The sequence below is a fragment of the Serratia sp. CY38905 genome (assembly GCF_052168875.1).
Lineage (GTDB): Bacteria > Pseudomonadota > Gammaproteobacteria > Enterobacterales > Enterobacteriaceae > Serratia > Serratia sarumanii.
Window position 1 is genome coordinate 94985 of sequence record NZ_JBJNLV010000013.1, and the last position, 13948, is coordinate 108932.

Genomic DNA, 13948 nt, shown 5'->3' on the forward strand with positions numbered 1-13948 from the left:
CTGCGCCGGGGAAAGACAGGTCTCGCCATTCACATTCTCTTTACATTTTAGCGTGCGCGCGCCACAAATCTTGACCAGGCAGCTTGTCCAGGTCACGAACCCGAAAAAAGGTTAAACTTTGGGGCAGACATCCACGACAGGGATTGCGAGGGTGCCGGAGGAGCGGCAGGATTGCGTTGCCGATCGCTCTCGCACGTTGGTAAGGTCTATTCACCCGACCACGTTATATTAGCCTGCTTACTATCAAGGCATCAACAATCTGTGATCTAAATCACTTTTAAGCCAGAGTGAATAATGGAAAGATTAAAACGGATGTCGGTATTCGCCAAAGTGGTTGAGTTCGGGTCGTTTACCGCGGCCGCGCGCCAACTCGGCATGAGCGTTTCATCGATCAGCCAAACCGTCTCGAAACTGGAAAATGAGCTGCAGGTCAAGCTGTTGAACCGCAGCACGCGCAGCATCGGCCTGACCGAGGCCGGCAAAATCTACTATCAGGGTTGCCGACGCATGCTGCAGGAAGTCAGCGAAGTGCATGAGCAGCTGTATGCGTTTAACAATACCCCTGCTGGCACGCTGCGCATCGGCAGCTCATCCACCATGGCGCAAAACGTGCTGGCGAACATGACCGCCGAGATGATGAAAGAGTACCCTGGCCTGACGGTCAACCTGGTGACCGGCATTCCGGCGCCGGATCTGATCACCGACGGGCTGGATCTGGTGATCCGCACCGGTGAGCTGCAGGACTCCAGCCTGTTCTCCCGCCGCCTGGGGCAGATGCCGATGGTGGTGTGCGCCGCCAAAAGCTACCTTAGCCAGCACGGCACGCCGCAAAAGCCGAGCGACATGGTCAACTTTTCCTGGCTCGAGTACAGCGTGCGGCCCGACAGCGAATTTGAACTGATGTCGCCGGAGGGCATCACCACGCGCATTTCCCCGCAGGGGCGCTTCGTCACCAACGACTCCTCCACCATGATCCGTTGGCTGAAAAACGGCGCCGGCATCGCCTACGCCCCGCTGATGTGGGTGATCGAAGAGATCAAGCGCGGCGAGATCGAGATCCTGTTCAAAAGCTACCATTCGGATCCGCGGCCGATCTACGCGCTCTATACCGAGAAGGACAAACTGCCGCTGAAGGTGCAGGTGTGCATCAACTACCTAACCGACTATTTCGAACGCGTGGCGGCGGTCTATCAGGGCTATCGCTGAGCGGCGCTCAAATAGCGGTGCGCCAGCGCGCCCAGCAGCATCAGCGCCAGCATGCCGAGGCCCCACAGCAGCCAGACGGCGTAGCCGGCCCAGTTCAGCAGCAGAGGAAAATAGCTCGCCAGCCCGCTGCCCAGCTGTTTCAGCCACGGCAGCCAGGCGTCCAGCACCGCCTGCGGCATCAGGCTCAGCGCGCCGTTCACCGGCAGCGATACGCCGCCGGCCGCTTCCGCCAACGCCGGGAGCCAGGCCAGCACGCCGGCTACGCCCCAGGCCAGCAGCGTCCATAGCGCCATGGCGCCCAGCAGCAGCGCTAGCGTCCAACCGCCCCGGTTCACGGCACACCGCCGCCGCACTGCGGGCAAAAGCGGCTGCCCGGCGGCAGCGGCGCGGCGCACTGGCCGCAGGTGGCGCTCAGCGCGGCAAACGGCTGACCGCAGCGGTGGCAATAACGCGCGCCCGATTTATTCACCGCCCGGCATTCCGGACACTGCGGCCCCGGCTCGCCATGCTGGTTATAGCGGTTGCCATGATGCCCGCCGCCGTGGCCCGCGCGCTGATGACCGCGGTTAATACCGCCTTGCCCCAACAACCTTTTCAGTAAGCTCATCCCGCCTCTCCTCTGTACATTGACGCTGAAGCTCACTGTAAACCCTGGAGTAACCTCCAGGGTAAAGCCCGGCGAGCAGGCTTTACGTTTCATTACATCGTAAAAGTGGCAAGGCTTTGATGCCGTTAACAAAAGCACCCTCGGCATTATCCCACGCCGCCGCGCTGCGTTATGCTGCGGGAACCTCTCCCTACATCAGGAATAACCATGAAAAAAATCATACTGGACTGTGACCCGGGGCATGACGACGCCATCGCTCTGTTGCTGGCCTGGGGCAATCCGCAGATCGACCTGCTGGCGGTCACCACCGTGGTGGGTAATCAGACGCTGGACAAAGTGACGCGCAACGCGCTGGCGGTGGCGCGCATCGCCAATATTACCGGCGTGCCCTTCGCCGCCGGCTGCCCGCGCCCGCTGGTGCGCAATATCGAAGTGGCGCCCGATATCCACGGCGATTCCGGCCTCGATGGCCCGGTGCTGCCGGAACCTCACCTGCAGTTGGACTCGCGCCACGCGGTGGATCTGATCATCGATACGGTGATGGCCCACCCGCCCGGCAGCGTGACGCTGGTGCCGACCGGCGGCCTGACCAATATCGCCATGGCGGTGCGCAAAGAGCCGCGCATTGCCGAGCGGGTCAAGGAAGTGGTGCTGATGGGCGGCGGCTACCATGTGGGCAACTGGAGCGCGGTGGCGGAGTTCAATATCAAAATCGATCCCGAGGCGGCGCACATCGTGTTTAACGAAAAATGGCCGCTGACCATGGTCGGGCTGGATCTTACCCACCAGGCTTTGGCCACGCCGGCAGTCTGCGCGCGTATCGCCGCCCTCGGCACCCGGCCGGCCGCCTTCGTCGGCGAACTGCTGGCATTCTTTGGCCGTATGTACCAACAGGCGCAGGGCTTCAGCGCCCCGCCGGTACACGATCCTTGCGCCGTCGCCTACGTGATCGATCCGAGCGTGATGACGGTGCGCAAAGCGCCGGTGGATATCGAACTCACCGGCACCCTGACGTTGGGCATGACGGTCGCGGATTTCCGCGCGCCGCCGCCGCCGGACTGCCACACTCAGGTGGCGGTCAAACTGGATCAGGATAAATTCTGGGATCTGGTGGTGGATGCGCTGGAACGGATTGGCGAAGTGGAGTGAGGTCTGTGAAGCGTGGATTAACGCGCTTTTACAGGCGCGTTAATCCGTCTTGCGGCACGGCAACAGGGATAGGGGGATCATCACCCCTTTATTTCCACAGTAACAGAACAATCTTAATAAAATGGATTTAAATAAAATTTAAAAACAACCAATAAAAAACAAGAAGAATCTTAATGAAAATAAATACAGGTTCAATAAAGAAAATATAAAATAAAAATAAAAAACAGCGGTAAATAAAACCACGATCGCCGTGCCGTCATTGGCAACAACGATTTAACAAGAAAATGCTTATCTCATTGGCTACATCGCCTGTCGGCCCAGGCGTTCGTTGTCGTACACACGGCGTTTTACTACATACAAAAAATCCCAATGTTTTGATTTTAATGCAAAAATAAAATAAAAGATTAAAAATTGACTGGAGCAAGATGAATTTGAGAAAATGACAACCCTGTTTTTTCAAACAAATAAAACACCCTTTGCAGGCAACTGAAATACGGCTTACCCCTTTTTATATAAACCGTCCCCGCGCTCACAGGGGAAAAACTTATTTATCGCTTCAACAGGAAGTCTTTTCAATTTCCATAAAAAATTTTAGGTATTGAAGCTTCAGCGAATTTAAACACCAGGATAAGGATAGGGAATCCTAATAATATGCATTCAATGATCGATATCGAAACATGGCAGGTTCACCATGACCGATAAAACCGCCATTAACGCGCCGGCTATCGCCGTGCTGCCCCTGTTGCTGATCTGGATGGCGGCGATCCTGCCGTTTTATCACCCCAACATGGGCGGCGGCGGCCTGGCGCTGCCGCAAAACATTCTGGCCTGGAGCGCCATGGCGCTGACCACGCTGCTCGTGACCGCCAGCGTTTGCCTTGGCCGCGCCCGGCTTTCGCTGACCCCTACCGCACGCTTGTTGCTGCTCGGCATCGCCGTGCTGGCGCTGCCGCTGCTGTATACCCGCGCCGAGTGGCGCGAAGACGCCCTGTGGCGCAGCGCCGGTTTGCTCGGTGGCTGGCTGTTCTATGTCGCCTGCCTGCAGCTGCGCCTCACCGCCCGGCAACGCGATCTGTTGCTGTACGGCCTGCTGTTCGCCGTAAGCGTTCAGGCATTGCTGGCGGCGCTGCAGCTGTTCGCCCCCGCGCTGGCCTGGGTGGCCCCCAACGGCCGCCGGGTCTATGGCGTCTTCCAACAGCCGAACGTGCTGGGCAGCTTTATCGCCACCGGGCTGGCTTTGGCGCTCTGGCTGCTGCTTGCCCCCCTCTCCACGCCGACGCGGCGGCGGCAACTCCCGCTGCTCGCCCTGCTGGCCGCTTTCTCCGCCCTGCTGGTGCTGATCCAGTCGCGCGCCGCCTGGCTGGGCGGCGCCCTGGCGGCGGCGCTGCTGCTGTGGCGTTTTGCCCGTCAGCGCCCGGCCGCAAGCCGCTGGGCCGGCGGCGCGCTGCTGTTGGGCGTGGCGGCCGGTCTCACGGTGCTGTTCACCGGCCTTGGCCTGGATAGCCGCGCCGGCCTGATCGGGCGGGAGCTTTCCAACAGCGCGCGCCTGACCATGCTGCATGACGTCGGCGCCATGATCCTGGCCAAACCGCTGCTGGGCTGGGGCTACGGCGGCTTTGAATACAGCTTCGCGCACTTCCGTCTGCAGGAAATGTCCTGGCGAGAAGTGCTGGAAGTCGCCGGGCATCCGCACAATGAAATCCTGCTGTGGTGGGTTGAGGGCGGCCTGCCGGCGCTGGCGGGGATCGTTATCGTCCTCGTCGCCGGCGCGCTGCTGCTGAAACGCGCCTGGCAACGGGATCGCGAACAGCCGGGCGGTGCGCGCGTCGGGCTGTTTCTGGTGCTGCTGCCAATGCTGGTACACACCCAGCTGGAATACCCTTTCTATCTGTCTGCGCCGCATTGGCTGGCGTTTCTGCTGCTGCTGGCGCTGCTGGACGGCCAAACCGGCGAGCCGCGCCCGCTGCCGTTCGCTAAAGCCCTGAGCCTGCCGGTGGCGATGGCGGCAGTCGGCATGTTGGTGATGGCGGTCTTCGCCTGGCAAGGGCGCATGGCGCTCACCCAATCGGAGCGCACCATGCTGGCCACCATCGACAGCATCGAGCAGATGCCGCCGCCGGCCGCCTGGATCTACCGGGAGCGCAAAACCTTCGACGAGCAATCTCACGCGCTGCTGGTCTATAACCAAACGCGCGATGATGCCCTGCTGACCGGCTATCGGCAGTGGGCCAATGCCTATCTGCAGCGCCGTATCGACGCCAACGTCTATGCCACGCTGATCATGATTTTGCGTTATCAGGGCGCTCAGGCGGAAGCAGACGCCCGCCAGCGGGAAGCCGCTTTCCTGTTTTCGCGGGATGCGCGGTTTAGGTAGGAAGAATAAGGTGAGAGCGCGTCGCTCTCACCTGTCGTCTTGAGATTAACGCGGCAAAATCGCGCACGTTTTATCCAGCAGCGATTCTACCGAGGCGCGGTTGCCGACGTCCCAGCCGCGCTTCGAGGCCAGCAAGATAAAACCCCGTTGGCCGGCAAACGTGGTCGGGACGACGGCCACGCCATACTCCGCCAGCTGCGGCGGCGACAGATGAAAATAATCCGCAAGATCCTTAATCGGGTAGATGCCCATCGCGGTCGGCTGCATCACGCGGCGGGCATAGTAGGTGTGGCGCAACAGCTTATCCGGCAAGGGGCGCCATTGTTCCTGTATGTAGGGGCGTTCCGCCTGCAGCTGGCGCCGCACATCCTCGCGCAGACAGGTCAGGTGAATGTGCAATTGGTTCTGGCTGCGGCCGTAAGCGGAGTTGATCGCCATGCCCAGCCTGTCGTCCGGCACCGGCCCGCCATACTCGGCGGCCAGCCGGTAACGCATCAGCCATGCATAGCCAAAATAGTCTGTTCGTTCTCCGGCCAGCAGCAGCGGGCTTTCAATGCCGGAAAGCGGCGCCGTCGGCACCAGAATGAAATGATAGGGATAACGCGGGTTTTGCAGCACGCTGAAGCCCTGCGCTTTCCCCTGCGGCATATAAATCTGCTCACACGGGGCCGGATCGCGCTTTTGCTGATAGTTGGCCATGCAGAGCTTATCGACCACGCCCCACAGCGCATCGGAACGGGCGCAGCCCGTCAGGGACAGAACGCCCAGCAACAGCAGCCAACGCCGGGCGGAGAAAGCCCAACGCGCCATCCTCGTATTGTTCCGTTTTTTCGCCACGTCAATTTCATTCCATCACTGGGCGCAGGCGCGCCTGCAAGGGCCGCAACATGGGGAATGGATAAAGGAGCCAGCGCGTGGCCCCTTGAGGAAAGATTACGCCGTGCCGCCGACGGTCAGCGTATCCAGTTTCAGCGTCGGTTGGCCGACGCCCACCGGCACGCTCTGGCCTTCCTTGCCGCACACGCCCACGCCTTTATCAAGCGCCAGATCGTTGCCGACCATCGAGATCTGCTGCATCGCCTCGATGCCGGAGCCGATCAGCGTCGCCCCCTTCACCGGTTTGGTGATGCGGCCCTTCTCGATCAGGTAGGCTTCGGTGGTGGAGAACACGAACTTGCCGGAGGTGATGTCCACCTGGCCGCCGCCAAAGTTCGGCGCGTACAGGCCGTACTCGACGCTGGCGATGATCTCTTCCGGCGTCGATTGGCCCGCCAGCATGTAGGTATTGGTCATGCGCGGCATCGGCAGATGCGCGTAGGACTCGCGGCGGCCGTTGCCGGTCGGCGCGACGCCCATCAACCGCGCGTTGAGTTTGTCCTGCATGTAGCCTTTCAGCACGCCGTTTTCGATCAGCACGTTGTACTGGCCCGGTACGCCTTCGTCGTCGATCGCCAGCGAGCCGCGGCGCCCTTGCAGGGTGCCGTCATCCACCACGGTGCACAGCTCGGAAGCCACCAGCTCGCCCATATGGCCGCTGAACACCGAGGTGCCGCGCCGGTTGAAATCGCCTTCCAGGCCGTGGCCCACCGCCTCGTGCAGCAGCACCCCAGGCCAGCCGGCCCCCAGCACCACCGGCATATTGCCGGCCGGCGCCGCCACCGCGCCGAGATTGACCAGCGCCATGCGCACCGCTTCTTTGGCATAGGCATCGGCGCGCACGTCGCCGTCGACGGTTTCCAGAAAATAGTCGTAACCGAAACGGCCGCCGCCGCCGCTGGAGCCGCGCTCACGCTTGCCGTCCTGCTCCACCAGCACGCTGACGGAGAGCCGCACCAGCGGGCGAACGTCCGCCGCCAGCGTGCCGTCGGTGGCGGCCACCAACACCTGCTCGTAAACGCCGGTGATGCTGGCGTTCACTTCCTGCACCCGCGCATCGGCTGCACGCGCCACTTTATCGACGCGGTGCAACAGGGCGATTTTCTCTTCGCGCGGCAGGCTTTGCAGCGGATCGAGCAGCGGGTACAGCGCCCGGTAACCGATTTCGCCCAGGGTGTGCGCCCGCCCGTCGCCCTGCTCGCGCACGATGCTGCGCGCCGCCTGGGCGCTCTGCTGCAGCGCATTCAGGGTGATCTGATCGGCATAGGCGAAACCGGTTTTCTCGCCGCTGACGGCGCGCACGCCGACGCCCTGGTCGATATTGTAAGAGCCATCCTTGATGATGCCGTCCTCGATCACCCAGGCTTCGTGATAGCTGGACTGGAAATAGAGATCGGCGTAGTCGATACGGCGTTCTGCCAGTTGACCCAGTACCGAGTACAGGTCTTGATGACTCAGCTTGTTGGTAGCGAGTAACTGCTCACTGACAAACGTCAGGCTCATAATGGTTTCACTCTTGATTGGAGGATAACGTGTCAGACGGCGCCGTCAGCGACGTCTGGAATCGGTTGTGCTGCAGCACCGGCATCTGTTGCCGCAGGGGCTGCAGGCTTGTGGTGTCCACGCGCACCTTCAGCGCCGCCACGGCGTCCGGGTTCTCGGCCAGCACCTTGCCCCAGCCGTCGACAGCCAGCGTGTGGCCCCAGGTGCGGCGGGTCGGCCCGTGGCGCCCCACCTGCGCCGGCGCCAGGATCATGCACTGGTTTTCGATCGCCCGGGCGCGCAGCAGGATTTCCCAATGCGCCTCGCCGGTGACCCGGGTAAAGGCCGCCGGCACCGAAATCAGTTCAGCGCCCTGCGCCCGCAGCGCCTGGAACAGCGCGGGGAAGCGCAGATCGTAGCATATGGTCATACCCAAACGCCCGACCGGCGTATCCACCACCGTCAGATGCTGCCCGTGCTGGTAGGTATCAGACTCGCGGTAGTGGGCGTGCGCGTCGTTGATGTCCACATCGAACATGTGCAGCTTGTCGTAGCGGGCGCGGATCTCGCCCTGATCGTCGAACAACAGGCTGCTGGTGGTGATAAGCTCCGGGTTTTCGCGGCTGATCAAGGGCATCGAGCCCACCAGCAACCACACGCCATAGCGGCGCGCCAGTTCGCGCACCGCGTTCTGCAGCGGGCCATCGCCCTGTTTTTCCGCCTGTTGGCGATAGGCTGCGGAGTTGGCGAACAGCAGCGCGTTCTCCGGCGTCATGACCAGTTTTACCCCGGCATTGAGCTGCTTGATCTGCTGTTCAATCTGGGCCAGGTTATCGCGCACCTGATCGCCACTGCACAACTGCAACAACGCAACGTTAGCATTCCTCATGACGCCTTATCCTCCTTTGCCTTACGAAGTACCTCATTGATCTTCGGCTGGTCGAGATCGCCGCTGATATGGTAACGAATCAGCGAAATCTTGCTCCACAGCGGCCCCAGCACCTGCGAGGCGGCGAACACCGCCGCGCCGACGATCGGGTTAACGACAAACGCCGTGGCCACGCCGACCGTCGCCGAAATCGCCGGCGCCACCACCGCTTCCATATCGATGCGGCGGCGCGCCAGATCGATCTGGCCACTCATGGCGATATCCGCCGCCAGGCCGTCGATCAATAGATTATCAGTATGCATTATGCCATCTTTCAGCCAGGCGGTGCTGCGGATGGAATCAAAGTAGAAGCCTTTGCCGAAGGTATCGCTGAAATCGAACTGCAGCTTGCGCAGCAAGGCGTCGAAGCTGACCAGTCGCAGCAGCTGGCCGGCGCGGCCGCCGCCCATGCTGTCGATCTCGCCCTTGCCCATTTTGACCTGCAGCGCGCCGCTCAGCGTATTGACCTGCGGCTGCCACGGCGCGCCGCGCCAGTACAAATCGAAGTCCACGTCGTAAGGCGCGCCTTTCAGCGGGATGGTGATGCCGAAGAAGGCGGCGGTTTCATCGATCTTGCCGCCGAGCAGCTTGCCTTTCAGCGAGCTGCGCTCTTCCTGCGCGTTCTGCTTCCACAGGCCGGTGGCGCTCATGCGCCCTTTGCCGGTATCGACCAGGCCGTGATCCAGCGTCAGGGTATCGCCCCGATTGCTCAGATCCGCCTCGACCTTGCCGAGGTTCTGCCCCAGCACCCAGCACGACTTGCAGCGCAGCATCAGCGAAGGCCAGTCGCGGAAGCTGACTTTCTCCGGCGGCGGTGGCGGCGAACCCGCCGCGCTTTTCGTCTCGGCGAACTGCGGGTTGTAGTACAGGTAGTTGATATCGGCGCGCCACGGCCCGCGATCGGCCACCCGCAGGCTGCCGTCCACTTCATCGCTCTTGGCGCTCACCACGGTGGCACCCAGCTGTTTTTCGGCCGACAGCGTCAGCTTATGCCAGGCCTGGCCGCCCAACAGCAGCTGCGGCGTGGTCAGCGCCACGGTGGTGGGGAAGCTGAAACCGCCCACCTGACCGCTGCCGCCGCCCTGTTTCAGCGCCGGCGCCAGCAGCGCCAGCCATTGCTCGCCGTCCAGCGCCGGCAGGTTCAGCGTCATCGACTTGCCGGCCGGCAGCGGCGGCTTGCCGCCACCGTTGGTTTGCCAGGCGGCGCGCGCCAGATTCACCTGTTTTTTGTCGAAGTTCCATTCGCTGTTGAAGCGGTTCTGCTTGCCCGCACTGCCGGTCAACATGAAGCCGTTAAGACCGCCTTTGACCTTGACGCTCACCGGCAAGGCTTCGCCCGGCGCCTTGTCCAGCGGCGAAGGTAAGTGACTGCTCACTTTCCTTAGGTCTGCGTCAAGGCCGATATCGTAGCTGGCCGAGCCCTGATGCGGCAACGTGATGGCCACCTGACTCTGCCAGGGCGCGCTGCCGCTGAGCGCATCGGCGGCCTCTTTCGGCAGGCCGGGGAACTTGCCCGGCTGCCAGTCGCCCTTCAGACCGACGTTGACCTTGTAGTCACGCTCGCCTTCCTGGGTGGTGAAGTTGACCTCCACCGGCTGCCCGAACCAGTTGGCCGACAGGGGGTCGCTCTGCAGGTTGCCGTTGTCGAAGCGGAACTTGCCGCTGAGCTTTTGCAGTTCGCTGTCCAGCGGCTTGATCAGCAAAGAATTGTTGTTCAGCGCCACTTCACCGGTGGCTCTGACCTGCTCGCCGTCCAGGGGAATATCGAGATGTAAGCGCCCACTGACATCACCGCCAATCTGCAGCTGATCCAGCGCCGCCCCCAGCGAATCGTGCAGCGGCGTCTGCATGAAGTAGTCGTGCACGTCGCTGCCCGCACCCGCGACTTCGGCGTCGATCAGCAGCCGCTCTTTCAGGTAATCCGGGATCACCGCGCTGATATTTTTGCCCGCCACCTTGCCCAGCCGGGTTTGCGGCGCATGCATCCACAATCCCTCGTTGGCGAAATCGAGGTCGATCGCCAAATCGGTCAGCGCCGGCCAGCCCGGTTGGAACTGGAAGGTGGCGTGGCGCAGCGGCACGAAGACTTCGAACTGCCCTTCGTTCTTACGGTACGGGAAGTGCTGCGGATCGCCGGAATAAATCAGCGTGGCGTTATCCACCTGGCCGCCCTGAATGGCACCGCTCAGGTAGTCCACCAGATGCTTGCCCATCAGCGGTTCCGGGAAATAGCGCCAGGCCTCGGCGCCGTCATACAGGCGGATGCCCGCCAGGATATTCAGCCACGGATCGCCCTTGGCCGGCTGCTGATAACGGAAATCGCCGTTGACCCACAGCGACTTCGCCTTGACGTCCAGCCCCTGGCTCGCCAGCTCCCAGCCTTGATCGTTGTAACGCCAGGTCAGCGCGCCGCGCGCGCTGCTGATTTCAAGCGGCGCACGGAACATATCGCCGTAAGGCAAGGTGCTGCCTGCCAGCCCCAGCGTCAGGCGGCCGTTCTCCACCCCGCCGCTCAACGCGCCGGAGAAGTGGTTGACGCCGGGCAGCAGCTCCCAACTCTGCCAGCTGACATCGCGCCACAGCGCCTGGAAACGGCTCTTTTCCGGCTGCTTCAGCGGGATGTCCAGCGCCAGGGCCTCCATCGTCCCCTGCGGCTGCAGATCGTTCCAGCGATCGAGCACGTCCGGGCTGAGGAACGAGAAGGTCGGCAGCAGCGCCGACAGGCGCTCCAGCTGAAGGTTAGTCGCGCGTACCCGCAGCTCTTCATTCTGCGCCGGCCCCATGAACTCGGTGTTTTCCGGCAGCCACAGGGCGGATAGCGCGCCCTGCGGCCAGGCCTGGCCGTCGGTGCTCAACCGCAGCTGCGGCACGTCAAGCTGCCAACCGGTGCCCTGGCGGCGCAGCGACAACGCCAGATTGTCCACGTCCAGCCGGTGCTGCGCGGCGCCGGTATCCCAGTTGGCCGCCCCCTGCTTGAGCAACGCATGGCCGCCGGCAATCTCGCCGTTCTGCACCTGCAGCCAGGCCGCCAGGCTGAAGTCGGCGCTTTCCAGCCCGGTGTTGGCGCGCAGCCAGCGGGTAAACCAGGGTTTCATGTCGATGTTATCGGCCTGCAGATAGACCGTGCCGGTGTCCAGCAGGCCCTGATTATCGCGCAGGTCCATGCGCAGCTGCACCACGCCGTGCTGGCCGTTCAGCGTCGACAGGCTGATCTGCCCCTCGGCGCGATGGCGCTCGCGGCCGTTAAGCCAGGTCAGTTGGGGAATGTCGAATTCGGCGCGCGCGCCGGCGGGCGTCAGGAATGAGATACGGCTGTCGCGCAGATCGAAATGGTCGAGCTGACGCAGCATCAGATCGCCGATTTTGCCCGGCTCAAGGCCTTCGCCCTGCCGGTCGCCGCCCAGCGTGGCGTTCAGATCGAGGCGGAATTGATAGAAGGTCAGATCGCGGAACTGCCAGCGCCAGTGCAGCAGCGATTGCCACACGTCCAGCGCCAGCGTCACGCGTTCGATATGCACATCGCTTTTGGGCAGCGTGGCGCTCAGGTTGCGCATTTCAAGCTGTGGGCCGAACGTTTCCCAGCTGCCCTGCAGGAAATCCATCTGCACGGGCACGCCGGACAGCTTCTCCACCTGCGCCAGCAGTTGGGGACGGTAGTCGTTCAGCTTCGGCAGCATCAGGCGCAGCCCGCTGATCAGCAGCGCCACAATCACGATTAGGGTGGCGCCTGTTGCTAACAGAATCCCAGGCAGTCGCCTCACGCAGTTCTCCTTGCTCCGCTGCCTGGCAACGGGAATATCTATGCACTGACGGGCCCGGCATGCCGGGCCCTTACGATGTCGGACGGGCTACATCATGACGACGTCGAACTGCTCCTGGCTGTACAACGGTTCGATCTGCACCTTCACCTGTTTGCCGACGAAGATCTCCACTTCGGCCAGCGCATGCGACTCTTCGCTCTTCAACGCTTCGCCGACCGCCGCGGAGGCGTACACCAGGAAGCGATCGGAATCGTAAGCATGGTGCACGCGCACAATCTCGCGCAAGATCTCGTAGCACACGGTTTCCACCGTTTTCACGGTGCCGCGCCCATTGCAAGTAGGACAATCGTGACAGAGCACATGTTCAATGCTTTCACGCGTGCGTTTACGCGTCATTTCAACTAAGCCTAGCTGAGAGAAGCCGTTGATCGTGGTTTTTACCCGATCTTTACTCAACGCCTGCTCCAGCGAGTGCAGCACCCGGCGGCGATGCTCTTCGTTGTTCATATCGATAAAGTCGATGATGATGATGCCGCCCAGGTTACGCAGCCGCAGCTGGCGCGCGATGGCCTGCGTCGCCTCGATATTGGTATTGAAGATGGTTTCGTCGAGGTTGCGGTGGCCGACGAAGGCGCCGGTGTTGATGTCAACGGTGGTCATCGCCTCGGTCTGATCGATGATCAGATAGCCGCCGGACTTCAGCTCCACCTTACGCTCCAGCGCGCGCTGGATCTCGTTTTCCACATCGTACAAATCGAAAATCGGCTGGCTGCCGGTATAGAGCTCGAGCTTGTTGGTGATGTCCGGAATGTACTCGCCGGTAAACTCCACCAGCAGATCGTGCGTCAGCCGCGAATCGACGCGGATGCGATCCAACGCCGCGCCGGCGAAATCGCGCAGGATGCGCTGCGCCAGCGCCAGCTCGCCGTACAGCTTGTATTTGGTCTGGTTGCGCTTCTTGCGCTCCATCACCTTGGTCCACAGGCGTTTGAGGAACGCGGCGTCCTGCGCCAGCTCTTCCTCGCCGATACCTTCCGCCGCGGTGCGGATGATAAAACCGCCCAGCTCGTCGCAGTGCGGCGCAACGATGGCTTTCAGGCGCTCGCGCTCGGCTTCGCTTTCAATGCGCTGCGAAACGCCGACGTGCGCCGCGCCCGGCATGAAGACCAGATAGCGCGAAGGCAGCGTGATGTCGGTGGTCAGGCGCGCGCCCTTGGTGCCGAGCGGATCTTTCACCACCTGCACCATCAGGTCTTGCCCCTGGCGCACCAGCTCGGCGATGTCGCGCACGTGGAAGTTTTTCCGCTCGTCGCCGGCGACGCATTCGGTATGCGGCATGATGTCGGAGGCGTGCAGGAAGGCGGCCTTGTCCAGGCCGATGTCGACGAACGCCGCCTGCATCCCCGGCAGGACGCGGCTGACACGCCCTTTATAGATGTTGCCGACGATGCCGCGTTTGGATTCGCGTTCGATATGGATCTCTTGCAGAATGCCGCCATCGATATAGGCGACCCGCGTTTCAGACGGTGTGATATTAACCAGTAGCTCAGCTGTCATGCCTTCTC

10 protein-coding genes are annotated in these 13948 nt (G+C 62.1%); 3 read left to right on the top strand and 7 right to left on the bottom strand.

The window, feature by feature from the left end:
- Window positions 1–294 precede the first annotated feature (294 nt).
- Window positions 295–1206 carry an HTH-type transcriptional activator AaeR gene (gene aaeR / locus ACJ8MK_RS21730; RefSeq protein WP_033636163.1) on the top strand — a complete coding sequence of 304 codons (912 nt, stop codon included), beginning with the start codon at window positions 295–297 and terminating at the stop codon, window positions 1204–1206.
- Here aaeR and ACJ8MK_RS21735 read toward each other — a convergent pair.
- Entirely contained in the window at window positions 1197–1541 is a 345-nt protein-coding gene (locus ACJ8MK_RS21735) for a hypothetical protein (protein ID WP_442518053.1), read from the bottom strand. The two genes, aaeR and ACJ8MK_RS21735, sit on opposite strands and share 10 nt — an antisense overlap.
- On the bottom strand, window positions 1538–1813 hold the full coding sequence (locus tag ACJ8MK_RS21740; protein ID WP_041036845.1) for a zinc ribbon domain-containing protein: 276 nt from the start codon (window positions 1811–1813) through the stop codon (window positions 1538–1540). Before ACJ8MK_RS21740 ends, ACJ8MK_RS21735 begins: the two co-directional genes overlap by 4 nt.
- A gap of 207 nt (window positions 1814–2020) precedes the next feature.
- Between ACJ8MK_RS21740 and uriH the strand changes: the two genes are divergently transcribed.
- The gene (uriH, locus tag ACJ8MK_RS21745) at window positions 2021–2962 is read left to right on the top strand and encodes a uridine-preferring nucleoside hydrolase UriH (RefSeq protein WP_033636166.1); all 942 of its coding nucleotides are present in this window, start codon (window positions 2021–2023) and stop codon (window positions 2960–2962) included.
- Between the two features lie 691 nt (window positions 2963–3653).
- Window positions 3654–5336 carry a Wzy polymerase domain-containing protein gene (locus ACJ8MK_RS21750; protein ID WP_442518054.1) on the top strand — a complete coding sequence of 561 codons (1683 nt, stop codon included), beginning with the start codon at window positions 3654–3656 and terminating at the stop codon, window positions 5334–5336.
- A 45-nt stretch (window positions 5337–5381) separates the two neighbouring features.
- Here the strand turns inward: ACJ8MK_RS21750 and ACJ8MK_RS21755 are convergent, their stop codons facing one another.
- From ACJ8MK_RS21755 to rng, 5 genes are all read right to left on the bottom strand, one after another.
- The gene (locus tag ACJ8MK_RS21755) at window positions 5382–6146 is read right to left on the bottom strand and encodes a CDP-diacylglycerol diphosphatase (RefSeq protein WP_041036851.1); all 765 of its coding nucleotides are present in this window, start codon (window positions 6144–6146) and stop codon (window positions 5382–5384) included.
- A gap of 123 nt (window positions 6147–6269) precedes the next feature.
- Window positions 6270–7715: a metalloprotease TldD gene (gene tldD, locus ACJ8MK_RS21760; protein WP_047570394.1), complete on the bottom strand. Its 1446-nt coding sequence runs from the start codon at window positions 7713–7715 to the stop codon at window positions 6270–6272.
- A gap of 7 nt (window positions 7716–7722) precedes the next feature.
- Entirely contained in the window at window positions 7723–8583 is an 861-nt protein-coding gene (gene nit1, locus ACJ8MK_RS21765; RefSeq protein ID WP_033636170.1) for a deaminated glutathione amidase, read from the bottom strand.
- Window positions 8580–12383, bottom strand: coding sequence for an AsmA2 domain-containing protein YhdP (gene yhdP / locus ACJ8MK_RS21770; protein WP_442518055.1), 3804 nt, complete (start codon window positions 12381–12383; stop codon window positions 8580–8582). The genes nit1 and yhdP overlap by 4 nt, the downstream gene beginning before the upstream one ends.
- An 87-nt stretch (window positions 12384–12470) precedes the next feature.
- Complete coding sequence (gene rng, locus ACJ8MK_RS21775) at window positions 12471–13940, bottom strand: ribonuclease G (RefSeq protein ID WP_016930237.1); 1470 nt, start codon at window positions 13938–13940, stop codon at window positions 12471–12473.
- Between the last annotated feature and the right edge of the window lie 8 nt (window positions 13941–13948).

What these genes read in the sequence shown, in the direction of transcription:
- aaeR (WP_033636163.1), top strand. Translation starts at nt 295, where the DNA reads ATGGAAAGATTAAAACGGATGTCGGTATTCGCCAAAGTGGTTGAGTTC.
- ACJ8MK_RS21740 (WP_041036845.1), bottom strand. Translation starts at nt 1,813, where the DNA reads ATGAGCTTACTGAAAAGGTTGTTGGGGCAAGGCGGTATTAACCGCGGT.
- uriH (WP_033636166.1), top strand. Translation starts at nt 2,021, where the DNA reads ATGAAAAAAATCATACTGGACTGTGACCCGGGGCATGACGACGCCATC.
- ACJ8MK_RS21750 (WP_442518054.1), top strand. Translation starts at nt 3,654, where the DNA reads ATGACCGATAAAACCGCCATTAACGCGCCGGCTATCGCCGTGCTGCCC.
- ACJ8MK_RS21755 (WP_041036851.1), bottom strand. Translation starts at nt 6,146, where the DNA reads ATGGCGCGTTGGGCTTTCTCCGCCCGGCGTTGGCTGCTGTTGCTGGGC.
- tldD (WP_047570394.1), bottom strand. Translation starts at nt 7,715, where the DNA reads ATGAGCCTGACGTTTGTCAGTGAGCAGTTACTCGCTACCAACAAGCTG.
- nit1 (WP_033636170.1), bottom strand. Translation starts at nt 8,583, where the DNA reads ATGAGGAATGCTAACGTTGCGTTGTTGCAGTTGTGCAGTGGCGATCAG.
- rng (WP_016930237.1), bottom strand. Translation starts at nt 13,940, where the DNA reads ATGACAGCTGAGCTACTGGTTAATATCACACCGTCTGAAACGCGGGTC.